At 34.2% G+C, this 25484-nt stretch carries 20 protein-coding genes; 8 read left to right on the forward strand and 12 right to left on the reverse strand.

Annotated elements, in window-relative coordinates:
* Positions 1–6 precede the first annotated feature (6 nt).
* The 4 genes from BMY66_RS05210 (at position 7) to BMY66_RS05225 (ending at position 3219) form a co-directional block, all read left to right on the forward strand.
* Positions 7–699, forward strand: coding sequence for an alpha/beta hydrolase-fold protein (locus BMY66_RS05210; RefSeq protein WP_090394398.1), 693 nt, complete (start codon positions 7–9; stop codon positions 697–699).
* Positions 689–1171, forward strand: a complete 483-nt coding sequence (locus tag BMY66_RS05215; protein WP_090394399.1) for a GNAT family N-acetyltransferase — start codon at positions 689–691, stop codon at positions 1169–1171. The genes BMY66_RS05210 and BMY66_RS05215 overlap by 11 nt, the downstream gene beginning before the upstream one ends.
* A complete protein-coding gene (locus tag BMY66_RS05220; RefSeq protein WP_090394400.1) occupies positions 1168–1746 on the forward strand; it encodes a GDSL-type esterase/lipase family protein in 579 nt (192 codons plus the stop codon). The genes BMY66_RS05215 and BMY66_RS05220 overlap by 4 nt, the downstream gene beginning before the upstream one ends.
* 630 nt (positions 1747–2376) lie before the next feature.
* Positions 2377–3219, forward strand: a complete 843-nt coding sequence (locus BMY66_RS05225) for a DegV family protein (RefSeq protein WP_090394401.1) — start codon at positions 2377–2379, stop codon at positions 3217–3219.
* Positions 3220–3256: 37 nt separating this feature from the next.
* On the opposite strand, the gene BMY66_RS05230 is transcribed toward BMY66_RS05225, so the two are convergent.
* Positions 3257–3967, reverse strand: coding sequence for a helix-turn-helix domain-containing protein (locus BMY66_RS05230; protein WP_143064506.1), 711 nt, complete (start codon positions 3965–3967; stop codon positions 3257–3259).
* A gap of 163 nt (positions 3968–4130) precedes the next feature.
* Here BMY66_RS05230 and BMY66_RS05235 point away from each other — a divergent pair, with 163 nt between their 5' ends.
* Positions 4131–4550 carry a hypothetical protein gene (locus tag BMY66_RS05235; RefSeq protein WP_090394403.1) on the forward strand — a complete coding sequence of 140 codons (420 nt, stop codon included), beginning with the start codon at positions 4131–4133 and terminating at the stop codon, positions 4548–4550.
* 33 nt (positions 4551–4583) lie between these two features.
* Here the strand turns inward: BMY66_RS05235 and BMY66_RS05240 are convergent, their stop codons facing one another.
* From BMY66_RS05240 to BMY66_RS05290, 11 genes are all read right to left on the reverse strand, one after another.
* Positions 4584–5678 (reverse strand): hypothetical protein, encoded by a 1095-nt coding sequence (locus BMY66_RS05240; protein WP_090394404.1) that lies wholly within the window; start codon positions 5676–5678, stop codon positions 4584–4586.
* 159 nt (positions 5679–5837) lie between these two features.
* Positions 5838–6221, reverse strand: coding sequence for a signal peptidase I (locus BMY66_RS05245; RefSeq protein WP_090394405.1), 384 nt, complete (start codon positions 6219–6221; stop codon positions 5838–5840).
* Between the two features lie 5 nt (positions 6222–6226).
* A complete protein-coding gene (locus BMY66_RS05250; protein WP_090394406.1) occupies positions 6227–9091 on the reverse strand; it encodes a C40 family peptidase in 2865 nt (954 codons plus the stop codon).
* Positions 9092–9093: 2 nt separating this feature from the next.
* Positions 9094–11325 carry a hypothetical protein gene (locus BMY66_RS05255; protein ID WP_090394407.1) on the reverse strand — a complete coding sequence of 744 codons (2232 nt, stop codon included), beginning with the start codon at positions 11323–11325 and terminating at the stop codon, positions 9094–9096.
* Positions 11326–11358: 33 nt separating this feature from the next.
* On the reverse strand, positions 11359–11664 hold the full coding sequence (locus tag BMY66_RS05260; protein ID WP_090394408.1) for a single-stranded DNA-binding protein: 306 nt from the start codon (positions 11662–11664) through the stop codon (positions 11359–11361).
* 118 nt (positions 11665–11782) lie between these two features.
* The gene (locus BMY66_RS05265; protein WP_090394409.1) at positions 11783–13234 is read right to left on the reverse strand and encodes a replication initiation protein; all 1452 of its coding nucleotides are present in this window, start codon (positions 13232–13234) and stop codon (positions 11783–11785) included.
* A gap of 649 nt (positions 13235–13883) precedes the next feature.
* On the reverse strand, positions 13884–14471 hold the full coding sequence (locus BMY66_RS05270; RefSeq protein ID WP_090394410.1) for a hypothetical protein: 588 nt from the start codon (positions 14469–14471) through the stop codon (positions 13884–13886).
* Between the two features lie 13 nt (positions 14472–14484).
* On the reverse strand, positions 14485–15279 hold the full coding sequence (locus tag BMY66_RS05275) for a ParA family protein (RefSeq protein WP_090394411.1): 795 nt from the start codon (positions 15277–15279) through the stop codon (positions 14485–14487).
* A gap of 733 nt (positions 15280–16012) precedes the next feature.
* Positions 16013–18304 (reverse strand): relaxase/mobilization nuclease domain-containing protein, encoded by a 2292-nt coding sequence (locus tag BMY66_RS05280; RefSeq protein ID WP_090394412.1) that lies wholly within the window; start codon positions 18302–18304, stop codon positions 16013–16015.
* Positions 18304–18903, reverse strand: a complete 600-nt coding sequence (locus BMY66_RS05285) for a hypothetical protein (protein WP_090394413.1) — start codon at positions 18901–18903, stop codon at positions 18304–18306. The genes BMY66_RS05280 and BMY66_RS05285 overlap by 1 nt, the downstream gene beginning before the upstream one ends.
* Before the next feature lie 371 nt (positions 18904–19274).
* Positions 19275–19754: a hypothetical protein gene (locus BMY66_RS05290; protein WP_090394414.1), complete on the reverse strand. Its 480-nt coding sequence runs from the start codon at positions 19752–19754 to the stop codon at positions 19275–19277.
* Positions 19755–19907: 153 nt separating this feature from the next.
* Between BMY66_RS05290 and BMY66_RS05295 the strand changes: the two genes are divergently transcribed.
* The 3 genes from BMY66_RS05295 to BMY66_RS05305 are packed head-to-tail and all read left to right on the forward strand — an operon-like array spanning position 19908 to position 25464.
* Positions 19908–20756 carry a toprim domain-containing protein gene (locus BMY66_RS05295; RefSeq protein WP_177175587.1) on the forward strand — a complete coding sequence of 283 codons (849 nt, stop codon included), beginning with the start codon at positions 19908–19910 and terminating at the stop codon, positions 20754–20756.
* 4 nt (positions 20757–20760) lie between these two features.
* Positions 20761–21246 (forward strand): hypothetical protein, encoded by a 486-nt coding sequence (locus BMY66_RS05300; RefSeq protein WP_090394416.1) that lies wholly within the window; start codon positions 20761–20763, stop codon positions 21244–21246.
* Positions 21247–25464, forward strand: a complete 4218-nt coding sequence (locus BMY66_RS05305; protein WP_090394417.1) for a BspA family leucine-rich repeat surface protein — start codon at positions 21247–21249, stop codon at positions 25462–25464. It begins immediately after the preceding gene.
* The last annotated feature ends 20 nt before the right edge of the window (positions 25465–25484 follow it).

Here is a 25484-nt window from a genome sequence, read left to right on the forward strand (position 1 = left end):
TTGAAGATGAAAAAAGAAACCTTTCAGATTGGAAGTACAAACTGCATATTATATTCTGATGAGATGCCACAAATACTACTCATTCAGCCGATAGATTCGCATGATTATGACATCTTAGATAATGAAATAGCTTATATTTCCGCCCATTCAAACTATCCATTTATCCTCGTGGCTTTTAGTGTCAGTGATTGGAACGATGATTTATCCCCTTGGCTTGCGCCACCTGTGTTTGGAAAAGTTGGCTTTGGCAAAGGTGCAAATGATACTCTTTCATTTATTTTAGAACAGCTTCTTCCAAGCATAAGAGATGCATATGAACTAACAATTATTCCTACCGTCCTTGGTGGATATTCCCTTGCAGGTCTTTTTGCTTTATGGAGTGCATATCAAACAGATGCTTTTTTAACTATAAACGCAGCATCTCCATCAGCATGGTTCCCAGGATTTATTGATTATGTTGAAAATAACACTACGACCGTACGTCATATCTACTTAAGCCTTGGTGATAAAGAAGAAAAAGCCAAAAATCCCATAATGGCTACAGTAGGGGATTGTATCAGAGAGCTATCTGAACTCTTCAATTCAAGAAATATTGATTCCGCACTTGAATGGAACGAAGGCAATCACTTCAAAGAGGCTGATATCAGAACTGCCAAAGGTTTTGTATGGTGTATTGAGAGGACTTTAAATGACAATTAGAACCGCAACTATAGATGATTTAACTGCTATTACTAGTGTAGAAGCCAAATGCTTCCCACCTGCGGAAGCAGCCACATTAGATGAATTTAGGGATAGACTAACGCACTATGCCAATCACTTTTGGCTTATGTTTGATGGAGATAAGCTTATAGCTTTTGTAGATGGCTTTTGCACTAATGAGCCTGACCTTACCGATGAAATGTATTCTAAAGCTGATATGCATAGTGAAGAAGGTGCATGGCAAATGATTTTTGGCGTAAATACTCTCCCAGAATATAGAAAACAAGGCTTTGCTGGAGAACTTATTAAACAAGCCATTTCGGATGCTAAATTCCAAGGTCGTAAAGGCCTTGTCCTTACTTGTAAAGATAAGCTCATACATTACTATTCTAAGTTTGGATTTGTGAATGAAGGTATAAGTGAATCAGTTCACGGCAATGTTACCTGGTATCAAATGAGGTTAACTCTATGAAAGAACTAATTCTATTTGGAGATTCAAATACATATGGCTATGATCCAAGAGACTTCTTTGGTGGTAGATATCCTACAGAAGTTCGCTGGACTACTCATATAAAAGAAGCCCTAAAAGATAACTATGAAGTCATTGAGGAAGGAATGAATGGCCGAATGTTGCCTGAGTTAGGCTATGGCTATTTCACAACAACCATTCAAAATCTAACTAAAGAAGATGTCTTTGTTATGATTCTTGGTACCAATGATATTCTACTTACAAATCATCCCGATGTTGAAGCTACGCTTCAAAAGCTTGATAGCATTCTTGATTATGTTAATCAAAACTGCCTTGCTAGATTTATCTTGATTGCACCACCATACATAAGCGCATCAGATTCTGAAATGGAACTATACCATGACTGCAGCTTACAACTTAATGCAGGCTATATGAAACTAGCAAAAGAGCATAACATAAATGTTATCGATGCTGGAAAATGGAATATAGAGATGGGTTACGACGGAGTTCATTTTTCAATTGATGGGCATAAAAAGTTTGCCGAATCTCTATTGGAAGTTATATCTGGAATATTATGATGTTCGATTGTAAATAAATATATGATTTGCTAGACTATACATCGGTGCTACCCATTACGGTTGGCGGTTAGTCTTCAACTAGAGGACTGAGACCTCTATTTAGAATAATCTGTCTTTGAGCAGAAATATCTATGGAGGGAGACTTTTATGTTAACATTGACTCAATTTGTAGCTATTACTGGATTATTATTTACTGCTTTTGGACTCGGCTACAAAATTGGCCGAGACAGTGCAACAAAAAAGTGACCGCTTATCAGTCTGGCAGGACTAAGCGATCACTAAAGCTTTTTTCTGAATAGACTAACCGTCAATCGGTTAGCACCTTTTCTTGTCTACATTATATAGACAATCAAATTATTTGTAAATATATATTGTTCTTTTCTATAGTCTTGGTGGCATTTCTTATGGGTTTGAATAGACCACAATTTCACAACTGTAACATCCCTTTTTCACAGATATTTCGCCACTTTGGCATGACTCAAAGGCTATTAGCGTGGCAAATATTAACATCTTAATCGTTATATTATTTCCCACTTCTGAATTTTCCTAATAAAATGGTAAACCACAAGGCTAAAGTGGTAAAATGAGCGAAACACCTATTAACGTGAGCACAAGTATTGGAGGATAGTTATGATTAAGGTTCTTGCTGATAGCACATGTGATTTATCACCAGAATTGGTCAAAAAATATAATATTGGTATCATCCCTTTATATGTCCGCCTGGGAGATGAAGAATACAAGGATGGTATAAACATTACCCCATCAGAGCTTTATGCTTGGTCTGATAAACATGGAGAGACTCCTAAAACTGCCGCACCTAGTGTAGAAGATATAGAGAAATTCCTAGATAAGGATTCGACTGATGAATATATAATCTTCACTATCTCATCCTCTATGTCTGCAAGCTTCAATAATGCTAGACTTGCCACAGAAGATCTTGGAATTGAAGATAGAGTGCATGTAATTGATTCCGCTAATCTTTCTACAGGTATTGGATTACAAGTCCTATATGCAGCTGAGCTTGCAGCCAGCGGTATGAATGCTGATGATATCGTAAAAGAACTTGATGACATTAGAGATAAGGTTAGAGCTAGCTTCGTGATAGATACTCTTGTATACCTTCATAGAGGTGGCAGATGCTCAGGCCTTGCAGCACTTGTTGGAGGAGCCTTGAAGCTTCATCCACGTATTGCAGTATCAGAGGGCGCTATGCATCCTGAAAAGAAATACCGTGGCAAGGATATTAGATATGTCATGGATTATGTAAAAGATATGGAATCAGACCTATTATCTGCTAATAAGAAGAGAGTTTTCATTACTCATTCAGGCTGTGATAGGGATATTGTTGAATCGGTTCGTGACTATCTCACTAACCTGAATCATTTTGATGAAATCCTAGAGACTAATGCCGGTGCTGTTGTATCATCCCACTGTGGACCTGGAACACTTGGCGTATTATTTATAGCTGAATAACAGAACATTTAAAGGGTGCCCATACGGACACCCTAATTTAAACCTCTGTAGATATTAATCCTAATGTAAGAGATATAAGATTAGCGATATTGTTGTTAATATTATCAATCAAATGAAGGAACTTCTCATGACTAATAATTCCAGTCCTTTCACCATTGTGCATGACCTCATGGAAGCAATAGATATTCCCCTTTCCCATATGATTTCTCTCATAGTCAAAGAATAATGCTATTGGCTCATTCTCTCTACAGGTATATAACTGGCATTCCTTCATACATACTAAATCATTAAGATTAGTCGTACTTGATATCTCCTTGCACTTGGAAGGATCATCTGCAGCCTCAAGGATATAATTGATTTTATCCATTTCAGATGAATCATTCCTTGTCCATATAAAGTATGGTGCAAAACCGAGATTCAAATGTTTAATGCTATTTACTATATCAATAACAAGTTTATATTTCTGAGCAAGGATATGATACTCCTGCTCTTCTCTTGTCCTAAATTCACTATGACCTTTTAAATATTCTGGAGATACTTCCAGATACTCACTCAAAGTTACAATGACATCTTCTGGAATCTTTGCCTTCTTATTGAGCATCCTGTTCACAACCTTAGGGTGATATTGAATCACTTCACCAATCATCCCGTCTGTAATATTTTTCTCTTTCTTCAGTTCCTTAATTCTCTCGTTAGCAGCATTCAACTTTTTTCCCTCCAAAAATGTTACCAACTGTAGTTGTTTCATCAATCAACTCTTGATTTTTCAACGTAAAAACCAAAATCTCGTTGTTCAGTTTCCAAAAACAGGCAGTATAATAAACCCTATTGGTGAATAAAGTGTGATAAATGTTTAAACTTTTTGTAATTTGCGGTTTTATGTAACGTTTTGTTTATCAATGGAGGAGTATATGAACAAGTTATCCGCTGTGCATGCCTATAAAAGGCAATTTAATCAGCTCTTGGTGCAGGAGCTTAAATTGCACCTTCCAAACCAATTAATATCACTTAGAGTTGAGGAAACTGAGGATGAAACTTTAATCTTTGCTCAGTTTGGAGACAATGATAATCTGTCTCTTTTCCCTATTGGGGATGATATGACAGTATTTATTGAACTGGCAACTAACGCTCCAGTAGAAGTTGTGACAGACTGGTTCAAGCATTGTACTAAGAACTTAGCTGATGCAATTACCATTGCTTATGATGAATTCATCACTAATTTAACTCTATCTACATCAATGAGTACACTCATTGAGATGGTCACTGAAATCAAAAACAATATTCCTAATAAGAATGTGACATTTGTACGTTTAGAAAAAGAACTTCTGTAAATAGAAGTTCTTTTATATCGTACGGAATGTATATTAAGCAAAAAAAATTTTTCGCCCTGTTTTAGCAAAAGCATATTCTTCGAGTATGCGCTTTACGTCACGAGTATTTACTGTTTTACCTTGTTTCTGGCAGAAGGTTCTAAGGCTGCGTCTTGAAATCTTTCTTACCTTACCTGTGACAGTAACATGGCATTCATCAACATGTTTAATAAGAGCTTTTATTAGTTCATCGATTTCTTCCTCGGTGAATCTTAGATTTTTAGCTACTGTTTGGCATATGTTTTCTTCTTCTGGACAAACTGTTTCAATGGATATATTAGCTGTTTTATCCTGAACAGTTCTGTTAAGAAAACCATCGTTGCTATCGAAACTAAGAGGACTTGAAATCATGTGGTATATATCGAATTCACCTTTTCTAGCAGAGGTAAGGTTTCTAATCTCTTCTGTAGATAATGATGTCTTCCCATCCATATCACAGATATCATCAAGAGTCTTCTTAATTGTATTCAAACGCTTTTTAGTACCTGCATTGTAGCTAAGAATATCATTCTTACTAAATATATCTTCATAGAGAAAATGCATCAGGTTATTTTGAACGTAAGTATAAGTAAGTCCACCAAAGGCATATTTATCTAATGGATAAGTGCAACATATTCTAAAAAGCTCTATTAGAAGGTCGTTATATAAATCGCCAGGTTCAACATAACGATAACCCTCAAACTTAATATCGTAAACAAAGGAAGTTACCTTGTGCCCCATAAGAAGATACATATAAGTGAAAGCATTTTCAGCACCAGCTTGGCAGGCTTCTATTATAACTCTCTCCTCATCAGAGTTTGCATGGATCATATTATAGTAATTCTCATCAAGCCACTTTGAGCCAGAACTAAGAGATTTGAGATTTTCAATTAATGTACCTTGTCTTTGACTGGCAACATTCATGATTCTATATCTTAGTAAACACTTGGTCTTCTCTTCCATATCTTTAATTTCACAGAAGGGTAAAAGATAGGTTTCTCCGTAGTTTATAACTAAAGAATCTACAAGTTCATTTTCCTGCTCAGTTAATTTAAACTCTGGAGCTGTTAACTTCAATGTTTCTTCAAGTGACTTTTCCTTTGCATTCATATATCCATCCTTTCAGAACAATTACACCGTACGATATATGCGCGTTATAAAAAAAAATTATATCGTACGGAATTGGAACGAGTTTATAATATCATCCCATTCCGCACAATAATAGTGGCATATTTCATTATATTTTCTCATTTATATCGTACGATATTGTCAATATATAACAATTATGTACTTAATTCTGTCTTTTTGGATTGGATTTACATCTATGTTTTGATTGTTATCACCCTTAAATAAATATGTTCCATCTTCATTAATAGCATAGACTCTATGTATAACTGTTTCTTTTATAATCTCCGTATTTTCTGCATAGAGTTCATAAGCTGCAATGTCTCCTACCTGTATTTCATTCGCATCCACCTGTTTTGCCAGGACAAACTGGTAAGTACTTATACAAGGCTCCATACTGTCAGACATTATAAGAAAAGGTTTATATCCTAGTAATAAAAACTCACCATATGTAACCTTGTAATAAATAACACTTACAAATAGTCCAATGGCAATGAACATCAATAGCTTTTCGATTTTCTTCTTCATATCTGTTATGGAATCGTATAATAATGATCAAAACCACAGGTACTTAAAACAACATTGTTTCTTGGCATTCCTGTACAATGAACCCATAACGCAGATCCATTATCATCATATCCATAGAAGATTCCTATATGTCCTCCTGAACCATTTTTATAAAACACACCAATATCTCCTGCCTGAAGTTCTTTGGCTGATATCGCCTTTAATCCATATCCATTCTGGTCTATGATTCCTTTTGTTGTGCTAGTAGGAAGTAATCCTGATATTGTAGAGTTGTAACAATATTGAACAAAGCCATAACAGTCCACACCTGCTAAAGCCCTTCCTTTTTCATCAGGTGAAACAGTATCTCCAACCTTACCACCTGCAGATGTACTAAAAGGATAAACTCCAAATTCAGTAGCCTTACCTCCCCAGTAATAAGGAACTTTACCTACAAGCGAAATAGCATTGCTAACAATAGCTCTTCTTGTTTCATCCACATCAATATTGGCCAGCATGGCTACTAATTCTTCCGGAGTATAAGTAGCTTCTACAATAAAGCCAAATCCACCCATAGGATCTATTCCATAGGCGTCATACCAATCTGAATCATAAAGACTATTGCACCAGTCTATTTCATCCTGTCCCCAGGAGCTTAGCTTCTCAAAAATAGCTCCTGCCATATAATCGTGGTCAAAAGCATCCTGCATAAAATAAGTATCAAGATGTATTTCAACATCTCTATGACCATAGCAAACATTCACAGTATGACCATCACAGTAATGCTCAACCTCATCATACGTGTACAGCTCTGGCAAATGAGTTTTTGAATTAAGTCTAATACCAGTTCTTTGAACTACTCTACTTTTACATCCTTCTGATGAAGCTGGAGCAACATTGCTATATATATGGCCTCCTTCAGAGGAGATACGATTCATAAAGTCATATGCACTGCTATCGTTACAGCTGTAGCTATATTCTTCACATCCATCTGCGCAGCAATATATATCTGTCTCAACCAAGTTGTCGTCTGTAAGAGTTGGATTTAAGTATTCCCAGTAGTTATCAATTATGTCATCCAGGCTATCGCTTTTCTCCCATTCACCATCTTCACCAACATAAGCAAGGATAATAGCATCCTTTATATTGTTGGTTCCATCTGCCATGAGATTTCCAGCACTGTCTTTATAATAGATTTTATATCCTTTAGTCCATGTAGTATTTCCATCAACATCTGTCTCAGGATGACCATATCTATCAATACTCTGCCCAGCTGCTACTAGAGTAGTTTTAGGTGTTCCCTCCCCTCGCTTTCTAGCTTCAGCTTTTCTCTCATCCAATAATCCCTGTAAATAAACAACCTTGTCATATACTGAGTTATCTTCTGGCCCCAATATAGTTGATGAGGTTAGGTGACTATAGTTCTGCATAGATTGAGTAATAGAAAACATTAATGAGATAAGCATATATGCCGCTATGATTATCATGGATATGGCCAGTAGTATGTATTTCATTTTATGGATTATAGAAAAGAACTTTCCCACTCCATCTCTAAACATTCTTATTGGAGTCATTCCATAATTAGCAACTGTCAAACTTGTTTTTCCTACGATTTTGGCTCCTATTCCTACCTTTTTGGCAGCAATTGAAGCACTTTTAGCTGCTTTGGATTGAGCAAGTTTTTTGGCAGTTACTGCAGCTTTCTTTTGTGCTTCTTTGATAGCTTTAACACTTTGCTTATGCTGGAATTTAGCCTTAACTATCTTCTTGGCTGACTTCACCGTATACTTTGCTTTCTCCTTAGCTACCTTTTTTGCAGTTGTGCTAACTGATAATGCTTTATTTACAAGTGCTGTCTTTCCTTTACTAAGTGCAATGCAAAAGCTTCTTCTATAGAGAAGATTATATTTAACACATAATCGATCTAAAGCATTTCCCATTTTTAAGGTAACCTTCATTCCTACTCTCACAGGTAATGCCACAATTCCACACCTATGCTGGCCAATTAAAACTCTATAACCTATATATGTTATCTGACCTGTTTTAATAAGCTTTTCTGCGCCAAGCTTTGCATTATCATCAGCTTCTCTAGTTCTCCTGTTGAACTTGTATAGGGCAAATCTCAAATCTCTATTAACTAGATGTGATGCTAATTTATTTCTTCTTCTAAAGTTATTGAGCCTATCTTGCATCCTGATAGCATGCTTACCTATTTCAGTCACGCCATTCTTTTCAGCTTTCTTCAAGAACTTCTTTATAGTTCTCGAAGATTTCTTGTTCCAGTCAGATACATTTCTAATAGCATCATCCTTTGAATGCATGGTATAAAGCTTTAGAAGTTTCACAGATTCCTTCTTGTTAATAAAGAAGAAATCTGCGGAGTTGATATGCTTCTCGTGCTTTGTTCCTTTTACATAGGTCTTTAACTCATCCCTATATAGAAACATTCCCTGATAGAATTCATTATTTTTAGAAATGATATTCCTGTCCTTACGAGAAAAGCCCAAATCCTTTAACTTCCCTTTTAATTCCTTATTGCTCATTGAAGTCAAGCTTTCTATTGTCAGGCTTCTCTCTTTTATAGCTTTATCAAGTTTTACTGCAGCCTTGCCCTGGTCATTCAAATGGTGCCGATAGTCACTAGCTGCAGCTTTTGATGCGCATACTGTAACAGCTTCTTTTAAAGGAATTGCTAATTTCCTTATTTCTGCAGAACCTCTTGAAAAGTTCGAATCTGATTGTTGTACAGATGCATCATATGCCTGCTTTAAGGTGTGCTCATATCTATCTAGATGGATACCATTGAAAGCATCTACGAATTTATGAATGCTCTGGCTTTCAGAAGCTACATTATCGTTTTGCAATTGAGCGTTAATTTGCATATCTTCCATGGCTAACTAAATATGCTAAAGAAAGGATCATCATTATTTTCAAAATGATCATTGAAGGCTATATTTAATGATGGACTTACTATAATGCCTTCCTTTGGCTCCCTATCTGTTATGTATGGAACAAGAATTTTTGGTATGTTTAATTTTTCAATAAAGTACTTTCTTTCTATTGGTCCCAATGATAAAATTTTGTGCAGTTGGATTCTCTTAAGGAAATATTCCAATTCAATTACCGCATCATCATCGGTAACAATCTTCACAGGATCCTCTAAGACCATTGTTACAGGTACTTTCAGGCGTCTACAACGATCTAATATAGATATCAAATAATCTGATGTAGTTTCTGATTTCAAGAATTCATCCACGCCATCGAGATAAACGCATACATTCTTGCAGTTTTTCTTCAATTTTATTGATTGACTCCACAAATAATCGATTGTTGTCAAATATTCAGCAAAGTCAGCCGTTTCAATGATGTTGACTCGCGAGTCATCCAAATTTGGAATAGTTGAATCTACAATATATCCACCTATTGCTCGCCTAAATAGCTCACATCTCTTTGGATTTAGGTCTAAATAATCTAAAGCCATATTGAAGTCATGTAATTCATTAATCAGGCCAACATCTGTTTCTACTTTCTCGTAATACTCCTTAAGTTCTTCTTTCATGAGTCTGCGATTATAGAAACCATCCTTTGCAGTAACAAAAGCTTCTAAGAATATAGCCCTCGCTTTCTTAACATCAGTATCCAATCCATAGTCTTCATCTTTAGAAAACAAATCTGGCGAAACACCTCTAAACAATTTGCAGTCGAATATTTCAGTGAATCGTTTATATTTTTCAGCCTTTGTTGTCACAATTACTACAGATGCATCCGACGACATCAAAGAATTTACCACGTCTCTTTTTAATGCATATGTCTTAACCTGCTCAGAGCCACCTGTAATTAAGCCTATCTGATACTTATTTCTATCAATGAATATCATATTATCGTTGATTGCATTTAATCCTTCTAACATTGGCTTGTTAGTCCTAGTACTGTTTATGTTAACAGGAAGAATCTTGCTCATTCGAGATATATTAAAGACTCTGGATACATCAATTTTCGTTTCCGCTAATGGCAGAACTGACTGGAAAGCCTTATCTTGCATATAATCACAGGTTTTAATCTGACATGAATACTTTGAGGCAGATAACTTTAACATTTTTGTATCTCTTTCAAGTTCCTCAATCGACTCTGCATATAAACCTAGGATGAATGAAGCCTGAATAACCGGCTCTTCCTTTGATGCACTGTCCCTTAATATCTCTATAGCGCTTCTGGTAAAACTATCATTTTCACATTCATCCCTGATAGTTTCTACCTTTGATACTCTCTTAAGCTTTCTATCTTCAATAGTTCTTCTAACTGGAATTTCTAATACATCAGTATTATTTTTGATAGCTCTTTTGGCTCCACTATATCCAATCATTGAATCTAAAGGCTGGTAGCCAACCGATAATATGCTGTTATTGCTTACAGACAATAAGTCATGCAGGATAGTATCCGTATTTTCACCTGGTATATTGTTAATGAAAAACATCCTTACGTAGTATTTCTCTAATCCAAGTAAATCACGTCTTTTCTTTTCATACTTTGATGATGCAATCATTTCTTTCGTAGAGCTTTTCTTAATCAGTGATTTATCAAAACTTCTCTCTATTCCTGGATTATAGATTTCATACATAAGCTCTAATCGCTCAAGCAAATTCATCTCATAGACTTTAAACCCAGGTAAACACTCTACTTTTGACAATAATTTTGGAAATAATTCTTCAAATACTTGATTTGCAGTATCACTATTATCCGCATAAACCTTTACTGTCAGAATTACATCAGTCTTATAATTGTTATGTCCAACGTCTATATTTTTTGCCAATACGTTGTTATACTTTGAAATCACTTCATTTATTATTTGATCTTGATTCTTTTCAAGCTGAATCCTTTTTAGATATTCATTTTTTTCTATTGCTGCATTTCTAATAACGAATTGAGATGTTGTATTTTTTAATTCCACAAATAACTGAGAAAACGCTAAATATATAAGCTCCAGATCAACATTAGAATCTGTCTTCTTTTCATTCTCTATTCTGTAAGACTTGCTATATGTTCCTTCTGAGCTACTAATTATTCCACTGTCCTCGTAGCATTTTTCATATGGAATCATGCTTATATCTACTTTTTTTTGTTTCATCTTTTCACCTAATAAATTGGAGGCGCCAATAAATTAAGCTTTTTCGCAAAAATCTATTCTATCTACAATAAATGAAATCTCGTATTTCTTTTCTCCGTCCTTTTCATAGGTGTTATTTCTAACTCCGCCTGATACTAGGACAAGCTTTCCCTTACCTTCTGAAAGGTACTCATCAACAACCTTCTTTGTATTTCCAAAGCATGTCATATTAAAAAAATCTGTTTCTACTTCAACATCACCTCTTTTATCCTGCTTTACAGCCAGAGGAAATCTTGTATACTTTTCTGCTATCACTGGATCACCAGCAAGGCGACCTAAAAATCTAAACTCGTTTAACATTTGTTACCTCACTTTCTCTCTGCGCCTCCACATATAAAAGGGACCAAAATTGGAGAAATGGTACACTTGCATAAAAAAAAGCTCCAGCAAAATGCTGAAGCCTTGTAAAATCATTGTTTTAATGACCTATTAATTTTTTTTCTAACTCATCCATGTCATAATCACGTTGAGAGAAGTTATTGAAATTATTCTTTTTCTTTTTATCGTTTGATGAAATCTTAGCGGTTGCACCCTTCTCTATCATTCTGCATATGTAACCAATCTTGTCATCTACAGGGTCAAGCGATTTGTTTTCTATGCGCTGCTTAAAAACTGAGACAACCTGCATCATATAAGCTGAATCCTTATTAAATTTCTTAGCACATGCTGCTATTCGCTGAATTTCTTCTTCACTAAATTCAAGTTTTGATATTGCAAGAAGCATTCGAAGCTCTATGACACTACTATCTTCTCCCCGTGCCTGGTTATCGTCAAGCATCTCAACTGCAGTGCTTTCGATGTAAGACTTATTTGTTATTCTAAATATAAATCCTACGTATTTTCCAGATTCTTTTTTTGCCTCATAATCAAAAGTAAAATCGCATAGTTCAATAGAGTTAATACTTGCTTTTGCTGGAATTAAAGCGCGTCTCTCAATGTCTGTCTTAGTATAAGACTGTGGCATCGAGAATTGATGCTTTAGTTCTTCAATTGATATCTCAAACACGCCAGGTGTCGCTGTTGGATACTCCTTGTAATTTTTCATATTTTCAAGATACCAATAAAGAGCTATTGTATATTTACCCTGAAGCTGTGTAGTTACTTCCATTGAGCCAAATGCTCCATGTATTATTCCAGAGCAAAGAGCTAAATCCTTGAAAAAGTCAGAAGGTTTAAACTCAATATATGCTACATCATTATTTTTACCCTTCTTATGGTAGCGAAGAATGTCAAACCATGGAACAACAATATCATCCTGACCATCTGGTCCTAGTTCATCAAACACTAAATGTCTCTCAGTCAGCTTTGCTGTTCCTTTTCTAAAAACGTCATATAGTGTGTTTTCTACTTTATATTTTGAAAACTTTATGAAACTACTTGGTTCAATTCTATATGTCTTATTCTCTGGGAATGTACTAATAGTACCCAATATTGCATCAAATACTACATTTTCTTCAGCCGAAAACTCCATTTTACAATGCATAATAAGCGCGTCGGTTCTGTAAGCAATACCAACTCCACCTTTTTTTAACGGATGCTTATTATCCTGTAATGCAAGAAGTTTTAATAATGTTTCATGCGAATTTTCATCAAAAGTTTCTACAAGATTATCTATAGAAATTGCTTCTTTAATAAAAGTCTTTATCTTATTCTCATCTTCAGATGTTACAGCTAATCCAGTTTCACTATCGATTACATCAGGGCTAACATCATCTCTATCGATTAATCGTCCCTTGTTTGTATGAGTATATTGATGATCTACCTGTCCTAATTTTGAGCCGATTGGATATTCATCTTCATCGTAAAACCTATTAGTTTTAGGGTTCACATCTCGATATATTCCGTTTTCATCTTGTCTTACATATGCCATTAGTATTATCGCTCCCTCCAATTTTAGACACGACAAATAAATGTCTTGTCTAAATGATTATACATAAACGATATATATCTTGCAAGATGCTATATATTCATTTATTAAACTCGTCAATTTGTCAAAAATAGACAATTAATATTTTTGTCTTAACAAGCGGTTGTTTAACTAGGAACCCTGATTTTTCGTCCATTAAACATTTAGAAAAGCCTTTATTTTTAATGATTTTATTATACTCGTCAATTTGTCGGTTTTTATACGCCTTTTATGATAATCTAGACAAATCAACGTCTTGTCTTTCGACTCGTTAATCTGTCGTTTTTAAATATCATACCCTCAAAAACGTTGATTTTACGTTGTTTTATGTATTTAAATTAGACAAAACGTTTTTCTGTCGTATTCACTCGTCAATCTGTCGCACCATCTCGTTTATCTGTCTTTTCTTTACGTAGGGTTGTCTTAAGAAAACGTCAATTTGTCGTACTACACTCGTTATTTTGTCTTTCAAAAATCCTCGCAATCCTTATAAAATTAGGCTTTCTTCATGTCTTGCTATACAATCTATACAGTATTTTATACTGTTATATACTCTTTCCGACAGAGCACAAAAAAAAGGACCTAGTCTAAATTTAAACTAGATCCCTTGATTTTAATTCCATCCTGGAGTTGTTAATCGTTCTTTTCTAACTAGGTAAGCAACATAAGGAGCTACTCCACTAAATGAATGCATTGCAGCTTGTCTGATAAGATTTTGCTTAGTTTCTTCTGTTACTGGAAGATTACCAGGTTTTGATGATTCCATGAACTTTATTTCTTTGTGAAGGTCATCTGTTCTGTCTATCTTTTCTTTCTGATCTTTCTCTACCAGCATATCCAAATACTGCCATTTAGCTTTTCCTTTAAGTGTAGCCTGTGCATTAAAGAATTCTTGATCAAGTGCTTCAAAGTACTTTACAGTTATATTTATTGTGCCTTCGTTTTTACTAACTTTCTTTTCTGTTTTTGTATCGCTTGATGTTTTCTTCTTTGTTGCCTCTTTTTTTGTGGATTCTGATTTTGTTGAAGTTTCCTTTTTTTCTGTTTTAACTACTGGAGCTGGCTTTTCCGCTTTAGTTTCAGGCTTTTCTAACATAGTTGATTCATCACTCAACACTGTTTTAGTAGGAGGCAAGGCTTCTCTTTTTGGTAAAGTTCTTGTTGAATTTTGTGCTCTTTTTAATAAATCTGCTTTACTCACGTATTATTCCTCCTTAGTTAATCTCTAATATATAATCAGCCAGATCATAATATGCTCTGGATACATTTGAGCTCTTGTGTGCCATTGTATTTGGAACTTTAAAAGTTTGAGCTTCTGCGATTGCTATTGCATCAGGTATTGTGAAGACTCGTGGTTCAACTGACCTGTTTTCCTTGTAAATAGCGGCCTCATCTTCCATATCGCTGATGGCTAAATCAGAAAGTGAAACTTTCTTTACACGGCTTACGATGAATCCATAAACGTCACCAGTAACTAACTTATTTCTAGATTTTTGTAATTGAGAAATTTCTGCTACAGCGTTTTTTGCTTGCTGTCTGTCATTTTCTGCCATTAATGTTGTGATAAAGAAATAGTCTGATGCTATATATGACATTTTCTGAAGGAGGTCCTTTTGAGGGCCATGGTCGATGAAAATGTAGTCATATCCGTTTTCTTCAAGCATTTCACAGATGTCTTTTAATAAATATTGGTCATCTTCTTTGTTGAATGTTATTTGAGGATTAGCAAGTCTTTCATCGCCTGAAATTAAATCAAAGCATTCTACGTCTAAAATAGCTTCATCAACTGAACAATCACCTGTTAAAACATCGTAGATTGTCTTTATTCCAAGGCTTTCACGTTCTTCTGGTTCGTAGTAAGCTCCAACGTATTTTGTTAATCCAGTTGTTTGGTCGATATCAATTACTAATACTTTCTTTCCAAGTATCTTTAGAGCAGCAGCTGTCTCAACAGTGTTTGTTGTTTTTGCAGCTCCACCTTTTGAGGTTGTCATACAAATTACTTTCATTTTTATTCTCCGTTTCTACAATTATTATAAACTATCCTATTTATATAAGAAAGAATTATTTTATAAATTATCATTATTATATAGATATTCTTTTTTATATTACCTTTCCTACTTATGTAATTAATATAAATAATCATTTATATATAGAAATGATAAAACATATTTTATATGTAAATAATCATAATTACGTAAAACATCATAAAAATATTTACTATAATAATAATATAAATAAGAAGAATAATCAATAATATATATTTAATAAAGTAAATACATACTATATAAACAATAAATAAAATAATATAAATATAAATATTAAATATATGATAGATAATATAAACATAAAAATAAATACAACTAATATAATCAATGCAAATAATATAATACATATAAATAACAAAATAAAGAGGAATTGTAAAAGAAATATAATAAAGACAAGTTATAAAATATTCATAAATTATATAAAAAACATAAATATTTTATGAAAAACGCGTTTTAAGCCATTTAAGCTCAAAACCCTATAGATGTTCAAATAAACATATAGAAAGCTTTATAGGGGCAATTATGAAGCTTACAGGCCGTTAAAATAACTTTACGCAACCTGTTTATAGAATTCTAATGTTTCAAAAGCAATTTAGAATAGTTTTGAAAGAAATATTTTAAATTTATGATAATATTTTACTAGTTTTGGCATAAAAAATAAAGGCCAGGAGATATAGAGTCTGGCCTCAAAAATTTAAATGTCGATATCCAATTCTTTATCTTTTTTCTTTGAAAGATTAGATTGATTATTTTGCATCTGATTATTTTCAAAAGATATATCTTTCTTTTTCAGCTCAAAATATTCATCCCTAAGTTTAGGAGAACCATAAACATAATTTAAATCATGAGAGAAATATAAAACCTGTTTCAGATGAATTAGATCTTTATATTGTTTATTTAGAGTTGTTTGATTAAGCTTTAAAGAATTTAAATGTTCATCAATATTTTCAAATTGATTGATATAGACATCAACATCATCTGCCGATAGACCAATTTTATGAAGTTTAATAACAGCATTCCTATATGATCTGATAGCAGTTTGTAATTCAGGGTTTAGATTCAAAATGGAATTTGAAAAAGCTTTATCATCATTAATATGTTTAGATTGCAACTCAATAATTCTAGGATCCTTACCTTGTGAGCATGTCCAACTATAAAAGATATTACATTGTTTAGAGGACATATCTTTTGGATGCATAGGTGGGACAATACCTTTTTGTTTGCAGATATCAACACATCTATTTATATCATTGACACTAGGGAAAGTAATGTCTTTAGTATCTTCCAATGTTGGAGCTGGACCTAAGCAGTTTTGAATATTGATTACATCTGCTAATGTAAGTGATTTAAGATTAATCTTTGTAATATCATACCCTGCATCAACAAGTAGCTTCTTACAATCACCTATTTGTCTAGGGTTAGCTGCAAAAGGAAATTTCTTAGATAAAAAATCATATTGATTTTTATAAGCCATTTCATGGTTAAATGAATTTCTGTTGCACAGGATGCCTGGTAGCTCACCACCATATTTGAAATATTTTACAATATTAAAGTAGTCTACAGTAGAAAGGTTCTTATAGCCTATCTGAGCATTAACAATCCTATAATCAGGATGTGCCGCTATTAGAATATGTAGGTCGCGTTTTTGAGTTGAGGTTAATGGAGCTATAGTTGCATTATTTTCAGAAGCCTCTAAAGCACTTATATACGGTAAGTACAATTCATTGAGTAAATTCGATTGACCACCTTGATTTATGAAAGACTGTTTTAATAGTTTAGCAGAAGAAGAGTATTCTGCGATTGTGTGGTAATAGTCTTTGATGGATTCTAAATCCTTAATTTGTTTCTTTATAATGGATATTGAAGTTCCAACAGAATTAAGTTTTTCATCTAATTCTTTAATCGTATCTACAGAATATAAGCCTTTAATGTTTGAGGCCCATGTTAGTTCGGACTTCTTATATTCCAAATTATAAGATTTAAGTTGTGCTATTGAATGAGAATTAGATATATAGTTTGCAACTGCGCAGATAATGTTATAGGTCTCTCTAAGAGTATTCTCTATATTACTAAATTCTCGTCCATCCCAGGAATATCGTGTCTCAAGATAATCAAAATGAATAGAAGAATGATTAAACTGCCTTAAAGTTGAATCAGTAAATTCTCTATACAAGGTTGATTCCTTTATTTTTTTGGTTTTATCCAAGTTAAACCATACTAAATCACCATTGCGTTGTTGTTTAGCTAAGGTATATCCAAATCGCTTTAAGAGCTTTATGTATTCCTCTTTGCTAGAGGAAGAAGCAGAGCATATAAGCATGGATTCATACAAATCAGCTTTCCATGATTTGTTTTTACGTTGTGCTGCCCATTCTCCATATTGGAGGGAATCTTTTGATTTTTCTAATTGCTTTGTTGGAGACTCAAAATCAATCGGGATACCATACTCTTTTTGTAAGTCATCAGAGAACTTTCTAATGTTCATCAAGAATTTCTTCTCAAGGATGATTTTTTTGTCTCCTCCAGGAATATAGGAGTTAATAATTATATGATTATGTATATGAGTTTTATTCATATGGGTATCCACAACACCCATGTAGCCATTTCTTTCAAGTAGTTCTATTCCAATCTTATGTGCAATAATTGGAGATATATTGGTTTCTTTAAAAGATTGGATTAGATGAATAGCAATAACACGAGATTGTTTATTTCCAAGTCCGCGTTTTGAATCGGGATAAAGATCACGGGTATCTTTAAACTCTTTATTTGCTGTTTCAGGAGAACATTTTACTCCAGTTACTAATATAGACTTTTCATCATTAAGCGAATCAACAAAAGAAGTTTTACTTTCATTTTTTGCATAATCAAAAAGATTGGAAAGCGCATCATTACCAAGGAGAGAAGTCTTTTCAATATCTGCTCCATAATCTAAAAGACTTGATAAATGCTCGCCATGAACAGCAATTGTTTTACAAATTGCTGTCATTACTGGTCCTCCACAGTATAAAGTTCATAATCCTTGATTAGAAAATTTGATAGCTTGCGTAATTCCCTAAGTCTTGTTTTTCTAAGACTACGTCTATTATTTTTGAAATACTCAGTTAGATTAACAAGAAACGTATTTGACTTCTCAAGTTCACATATAAAGTTTTCTATGGTAACTGGGTCAATTTCCTTTATACCCTTTAGATTATGTAAATACATATAAATAGAGGTATAAATAGGTTCTATCACCGAGTAAACGAAGTAGTAATCGTCGTCCTCTATTTTTATATCCAATACATTCTCCCCTTGTAGAGCTCTCCTTGCAACGAATCGCGATAATGGTTCTTTGCCAGCCATGTATTCAATTGCTTTCATCTCAGTATCAGTAAAATACGCTTTTACACATTTCTTTCTAGATCCGATTTTATAATCAATTTTATCAGCTGGAATATAAAGAGCAGGAGTGGCAACATCTGATTCTTTCAAAGGCAATAATGATTTTACAAAACCAGTTAAACTCATATCCCTTTTCTTAGCTTCAGATTGTAGAAGTAGTTTTTCTTTTTGAGATAGTGTTATGTATAAATTGTAATTACTCATGTTTTAGTTTACCTTTCTACAATAATTAGTAGTGCGTAGCCTTTGATATCTACAATATCAAGGGTTTGGGCTTGCCCAACATGTTATTAAAACGAAGTTTTAATGGAAAAATGGGACATTTTCCTATGCTTGCAAAAAACAAACGGACCTCATTTTTAGTCGGGATAGCCATATATAAAAGGGACCAAAATCTGAGAAATGGTACACCAAGGCGCAAAATTTTCCATTAGTTGTGATTAATGGAGCGTTAATGGGATTAATGGAAAAAATAAAGATCAAATAAAAATAGGAATTTTCCAATAAAGTGGAATAACGTAACGTTAATTAGAATAATGGAAAAAAGCTCCTGGTTCCCAAAGTGAACCAAGAGCCTATTTAAGACAATCAGAACATAATAGAGCAGTGCCATCCTTGTTTAAGGAGAGCTTGTCTATACTTTCGACTTCTTTATTACATTTAGAACAAACAAGACCATTAGCTTTAATCAGAGCTTTCTTTATATGGTATTCTTCAAAACGCTTATCGCTTAGCTCATTAGCAACATAGAATTCTACAGCATTCTTAATAAAACCATTTACTGAGCTTTTCTCATCTAATGAATCAATAACATCTGTAAGAGTGTTATACCAGTCTCTAGGAACATCAAAAGGAACTCGCTTATATGTTTCTTTATAATAGCGCTCATGCATAGAAGAGAAATATTCCTTGTGGCGCTGGTAGTATTCTGGATCATAAGTACCTTTACCCTGAGTGTATTCTCTTCGATTTACATTTTCTGAATCATATTTTTTTCTAACGACTTCTGTATTTGGATCATAAGTTCCAGTAGAAGTTTCTTTTTTTGCAGCCATAAAAATCGCCTTTCTAAATTTAATTTGATTATTGCAAAAGCCCGAAAAATAAGCAATTCGCAAATTGCACAAATATCGTACGGAAAAAATTTTTTATTTAAGTGTACCATTTCTCAGATTTTGGTCCCTTTTATGGGTAGAGCGGAGGTGAAGATGTACACACAAGAACAAATTCAGGAAGTCGTAAATATCGACTTGTACGACTTCGCATTGAAAAATCTAGATGCTGTTAAAGAAGGTAACTGGGCAAGACTAAGAAGTAATAAATCAGTTTGTTTTAAGCGCGGTTCCAGCAGATATATAGATTTTGCGATGCAAGGAAAAGGTAGTTCAGGTAATCTGATTGATCTTTTGACTACATATTATGGAGAAACATTTAAAAGCGTAATGGAATCACAAATAGGCGCAGATGCCTCCAGTTATAAAAGAAGTGAAATCGACTATGTATCACATTACGAACTACCAATTAAGGCTAAATCATTCAAAGAGACAATGGCATACCTTTGTATCACACGCAGGATACCAGGAGACGTAATAGCTAGGTTAATGAAGAAGGAGCTAATTTACCAATCCTGTATTACCCAAGGAGATAAAAGATTTTGCAATTGTGTTTTTGTTAATGATACGCAGTCTTATTACGAAATTCATGGAACTTTGTCTTTTGGAAAGAGCTTTCACGGTAATGGAAGAAAAGAGTTAGACGAATACTGGAGTTTTATGACAGGTAATGAGATTGCAACAGTATATATATGTGAATCTGCAATCGATGCAATTAGTTTGGCGGTTATTAGGAATATGGATGCAGAGAATGCTCTCTATGTATCAATCGGCGGTGTCGCAAATTATAAAACCATAGAAAGACTAATAGATAAGTATGGAAATAAGTGCGTAATCGCAGTTGATAACGATAAAGCAGGGCAAAGCTGCAGAGATAGATATAACACGTTAAGAAGTATTGTAGCGAAGCACAAGGATTGGAATGAAGACTTGATGAAAGGATAGGTATATGAAAAAGAGTTTTGGAAAGATTTCCTTTGTTGTTATTCTGGTAAACCTTTTGATTTTTAGTGTGTATATCACAAATCAAAACAAGAAAGATGAAAAACAGGTTGTTGATGAAACAGTAGTATATGCAACTGAAACAACTACGGAAGATGAGCCAGAGGTTTCATATTCATTAGTAAGCGATGCTTTAGAGTATGACAATGAGGATGGCTACAAGATTTATCGAGATGAAGATGTTTCAGATGAAGATGTTGAAAAGCTTATCAGTAGACTTATGCGTATTAAAAATGTTGAAGGCGCAGAAAAGTTCAGCAAAGCGGTGAACTGGTACATAACTACAGACGAGACTGTCACATCAATGTTCGCAGTAGATACACCGACAAAGACTTTTATGATCTATGACGGTCCAGAGTATGAAATCTATCTTGAGCAAATATTAATGATAGTTCAGTCAGCAGCTCAAGAGGATTCAGGAGAGGAGAGATAAATGAGACAGAAGTTAATATCGTTGATTTCTTGCGCACTTATAGCTTGTAACATTTTAACGACTATTAGTTATGCAGAAGAAGCAGTAGAACCTCCAGTGGAAATAGTTGAACCAGCAGCTGAAGAATCTGAAGAAATTGAAGAGATAGAGATTTTAAATCCTGAATCTAATGAGACTGTAATTGAGAAAGAAACTGAATCACAGGAAGTCGAAGTAGAGGACGCAGATGTTGCAGTAGGCGAAGAGGAGCAAACTTTAAGCGAAGAAGCTAATACAGATCCGTTAGAAGCAGAGTCTGAAAATGATAACGAAACATTCAAGGTATCATTTATTGATTCTATAGATAATTCTGAATTTGCCTCATACAAAGTTAACGAAGGAGATTCAGTTGAGGAATTGCCTGAGGCACCAATTCATGATGGATACAAGTTCACTGAATACAGTGGAAATTATAGAAATGTAGTTTCTGATGAGGAAGTAATAGCACAGTATGAAAAGATTGAAGTAAGTAATGAGCTTGTCTACAAAGAATTATCTTCAGAGGTAGCAGGCTATACAATTACTATCACTGGAAATATGCCAGAGGATACAGAACTTTTAGTAGAAAAGATTGGTAATTCCAAAGCTGAAAAGACTGTAGAAGATAAATTGGATATTACATTTGCTGCACAAGTATCGTTTGATATCAAGCTAATGTCAGGTGAGGAGCAATATCAGCCTACAGATTTTGATGAGGAAGTATCAGTTTCGATCAAGGGATTAGATGTAGAAGAAGAGCTGGAGGTATATAGAATTACTGACGATGGTACAGTTTCAGATATGTCAGCGAACCAAAATGGAGAAACCGTAATATTTGATACTGATCATTTTACAACATACACAGTAGGTACTACAGAATATAAATCATTATCTAAGGGAACATATCTAGGATTAAGTTATGAGTATTTTGATGAGGATAATGATAATCAACCAGATTTGGTTGTCGTTACTGGAGAACAAACAATCCCTTCGTTTGTAAGATTTGATAGTCCTGAAGAAGAAAAGGCATATAGAGACAAGTATGTAAAAAATGCTGTTTATATTAGTACCGAGGGAGGGAACAATTTAGGCTTTACTGATCAAAATGATACTACAGCAATGCCTCCATGGTTTAGTCATATAACACCAGTTAAGAAAGTGCATTTTAAGGATGTAAAGCTATTAAACGCGTATGATTTATTTGGAAATTGTTTTTCACTAGAGGAAATAATTTTTGAGAATGTTGATACATCTCAATGTATTGATATGGGCCGTATGTTTTGGCAATGTGAAAATTTAACAAAGTTAGAAATAACTAAACCATTGGATACAGCCAAAGTTGTGAGAATGGATGAAATGTTTGCTGGGTGCAAGAAATTAAAAACATTAGATAGAGAAAATAATTTCAATGGACAACGCGGACTTTTTACAGACACTTCGAAAGTAAAAGCATTTGATTGGATGTTTTATCAATGCTATGAGCTCGAATCGATAGATTTGAGTTGTATTGATAGTTCATCAGCAGAGACTATGATGGCAATGTTTTTAGTAAGTCCATATCATCAGTCAAAAATCAAAACAATAAAATTGCCAGCTGATTTAAAACTTGCAAAAGACGTAAGTAAGATGTTTACAAATAGCGTTTTGCTAGAAGGTGGATTTTCAACTACTAATTGGGATACGTCTAGAGTAACTACAATGGATCAAATGTTTTTAAATTGTTTCAAACTTAGCGAATTGGATGTATCAAATTGGGATACTTCTTCTGTTACAAATATCGATCATGCTTTTGATAGATGTGAGAGCTTGCAAGTTTTAGATGTATCAAAATGGGATGTTTCTAAAGTTACAACCATGAAAGATTCCCTTTCATTCTTACTAGGCGTTGAAGAATTAGACGTTTCTAATTGGGATACATCAAGCTGTACAGACATGACTGAACTTTTTTACGGAAATGTAAAAGTAAAGAACCTTGATGTATCAAACTGGGACGTATCAAAGGTTCAAAACATGTATAAGATGTTTTTGGGTTGTAAAAATCTTGGATATCTAGATTTAAGCAAGTGGGATGTATCTAAGGTCGAAGATTTTGGTAGTGGAGCAACATATAGAATATTTCAGGATTGTGACAATCTTACGGTAATCGACATGTTCAGAACGGACGTCATTAAAGAAGAAGTTGGAATACCGGAAATTCCATCCGCACAAACAACATCGAATTTGATGTTGGGTAATTCATTTATGTATATAGATGATAACAAAGATGGAAAAGCCGATAGCGCTTATAAGAAATATAAAGTTTTCAAAAAGGATAGTGTGTCACATAGATATATCTTCGATGACAATCCTGTAGCTGAGAAGAACACGTTAGAGAATTTCAAAAAGAATTATACAATCATAAATCTTGTGGAGCCTTCCGATGATGCAGACGCATTTGAATATTTTGACTCGGAATATGGAAACGTAATATTTCATAATAGATATCTTGTAAAAGATTTTGAAATTATAAAAGAAGAGTGTCTGGATGAAAGTGATTCTTTAAATAAAACAGGGCGTGCATTTGTTTACACCATAAAGATGGATGGTGATGAATTAAAAGTAATAGCTGGTGAATGCTCAAAAAGACCAGGTCCTGATGGAACCTATGGAACTGATGATGACTATAGTTACTGGGGCATAGGCCCTTCAAATAATATAATGTATCAACCATTAAATCCAATTTCACAGCTAAAAAAGGATGAATACTATGAGGACTTTAAAGATTTTGTTATCTATTCTACTGGTGAAAAGATAACTTTATCAAGAAATGAATGGGATTTTAATGTTGATGAAGGCAATGAAATGGCGTATGAAGCGTACACCTTTAGACTTGCTACATTCAAATTGGTGCTCAAGGATGAGGATGGAAAAGTTCTTTATTCCGACCATGTAACTTATGGAGAGCCACTTGCGGATATTCTTAAAGTCTATGGCAAGAAGTGGATTGATGCAGATGGTGATGAGTACACTCCTGGAACAATGCCTATAAGAGGAATGACTCTAACGAGAGTTCATACACACACACCAGCAGCAAGTAAAACTGAAAACAATGTAAAGCCAACACATACAAAGGACGGCCATTATGACTCAGTTGTTTATTGTGAAGAATGTGGCGCTGAGCTAAGCCGAGAAACAATTACGGTAGCTGCCACAAGTCATGTACCAGGTACACCTGTTGAAGAAAACAGAGTGGATGCCACATGTACAGAACCAGGCCATTATGAGTCGGTTGTTTATTGTGTTGATGATGGCGACGAGTTATCAAGAGAAACAATTACTCTTGAACCATTAGGACATATCGCTGATGCCGAAGTAAGAGAAAATATAGTTAATGCGACAGAAGAAGAGGAAGGTTCATATGAAAGCGTCGTATATTGCAAGCATTGCCATGTAGAACTTTCCAGAGAGACTAAGAGCATACCAAAGATAGAGAAAAATAAACCTCAAGACATCGTTAATCCTTCAGGCAATGAGAATCCAGACCCTGGTCAGGAACCAACAAAGCCAGGAATAAGCGAAGACAATAAACCAAGTGACTTAATTATTGATATTGTCATTGACGAAGAAGAGGAGACTCCAATTAATCCTGGTCATGAATTAATTGTTTCATTACCAAATTCAAAGCCTGATGACAATCTAATTGATGATGACTTAGAGCTTAAGACTGTAGATATTGTGGCTATGAGCGATAACAGTCAGCTTAAAAAAGTAGATCTTACGGATGATAAGGCTGACGATACTGCCAAAGAATCATCCTTCGTCGAAAAGGTCATTAAGGCTGTAGTCGTAACTGTATCAGCTGCAGGAACTACCGGTGGTATCTTCTTTGTAATCATATGGTTTAGACGAAGAAAAGTAAGAGGAAAGCTTATTTCAAAGGATGGCATTAACTATTCTAACTGTGTCGTAACTTTAGTGGGAAAGGACAAGCTTCGAACAAGAACAAATAAAAATGGTGAGTTCATTTTTAGAAATCTCAAGAAGGATACATATATCCTGACTGTATTTAACGAAAGTGATGAAATCCTATTTTCTTGTGAGTTACTTACATCTTCAAAGGACATGAAAGATGAAGAGAACATTACTGTTTTAGAGAACAATGTTTTGGCATATCAGTATGGTGTGGCAGGGCAAACCTATATCTTGGATATTTTTGCATAAGTAATGGGCAAGCTTGGCTT

Origin of the sequence: Pseudobutyrivibrio sp. C4 (genome assembly GCF_900111635.1) — a bacterium.
In the GTDB taxonomy this organism is placed as follows: Bacteria; Bacillota; Clostridia; order Lachnospirales; family Lachnospiraceae; genus Pseudobutyrivibrio; species Pseudobutyrivibrio ruminis.

Bases quoted from the DNA above. Each gene is read 5' to 3' on its own strand.
- BMY66_RS05210 (WP_090394398.1), top strand. From the start codon at position 7: ATGAAAAAAGAAACCTTTCAGATTGGAAGTACAAACTGCATATTATAT.
- BMY66_RS05215 (WP_090394399.1), top strand. From the start codon at position 689: ATGACAATTAGAACCGCAACTATAGATGATTTAACTGCTATTACTAGT.
- BMY66_RS05220 (WP_090394400.1), top strand. From the start codon at position 1,168: ATGAAAGAACTAATTCTATTTGGAGATTCAAATACATATGGCTATGAT.
- BMY66_RS05225 (WP_090394401.1), top strand. From the start codon at position 2,377: ATGATTAAGGTTCTTGCTGATAGCACATGTGATTTATCACCAGAATTG.
- BMY66_RS05230 (WP_143064506.1), bottom strand. From the start codon at position 3,967: ATGAAACAACTACAGTTGGTAACATTTTTGGAGGGAAAAAAGTTGAAT.
- BMY66_RS05235 (WP_090394403.1), top strand. From the start codon at position 4,131: ATGAACAAGTTATCCGCTGTGCATGCCTATAAAAGGCAATTTAATCAG.
- BMY66_RS05240 (WP_090394404.1), bottom strand. From the start codon at position 5,678: ATGAATGCAAAGGAAAAGTCACTTGAAGAAACATTGAAGTTAACAGCT.
- BMY66_RS05245 (WP_090394405.1), bottom strand. From the start codon at position 6,221: ATGAAGAAGAAAATCGAAAAGCTATTGATGTTCATTGCCATTGGACTA.
- BMY66_RS05250 (WP_090394406.1), bottom strand. From the start codon at position 9,091: ATGGAAGATATGCAAATTAACGCTCAATTGCAAAACGATAATGTAGCT.
- BMY66_RS05255 (WP_090394407.1), bottom strand. From the start codon at position 11,325: ATGAAACAAAAAAAAGTAGATATAAGCATGATTCCATATGAAAAATGC.
- BMY66_RS05260 (WP_090394408.1), bottom strand. From the start codon at position 11,664: ATGTTAAACGAGTTTAGATTTTTAGGTCGCCTTGCTGGTGATCCAGTG.
- BMY66_RS05265 (WP_090394409.1), bottom strand. From the start codon at position 13,234: ATGGCATATGTAAGACAAGATGAAAACGGAATATATCGAGATGTGAAC.
- BMY66_RS05275 (WP_090394411.1), bottom strand. From the start codon at position 15,279: ATGAAAGTAATTTGTATGACAACCTCAAAAGGTGGAGCTGCAAAAACA.
- BMY66_RS05280 (WP_090394412.1), bottom strand. From the start codon at position 18,304: ATGACAGCAATTTGTAAAACAATTGCTGTTCATGGCGAGCATTTATCA.
- BMY66_RS05285 (WP_090394413.1), bottom strand. From the start codon at position 18,903: ATGAGTAATTACAATTTATACATAACACTATCTCAAAAAGAAAAACTA.
- BMY66_RS05290 (WP_090394414.1), bottom strand. From the start codon at position 19,754: ATGGCTGCAAAAAAAGAAACTTCTACTGGAACTTATGATCCAAATACA.
- BMY66_RS05295 (WP_177175587.1), top strand. From the start codon at position 19,908: ATGTACACACAAGAACAAATTCAGGAAGTCGTAAATATCGACTTGTAC.
- BMY66_RS05300 (WP_090394416.1), top strand. From the start codon at position 20,761: ATGAAAAAGAGTTTTGGAAAGATTTCCTTTGTTGTTATTCTGGTAAAC.
- BMY66_RS05305 (WP_090394417.1), top strand. From the start codon at position 21,247: ATGAGACAGAAGTTAATATCGTTGATTTCTTGCGCACTTATAGCTTGT.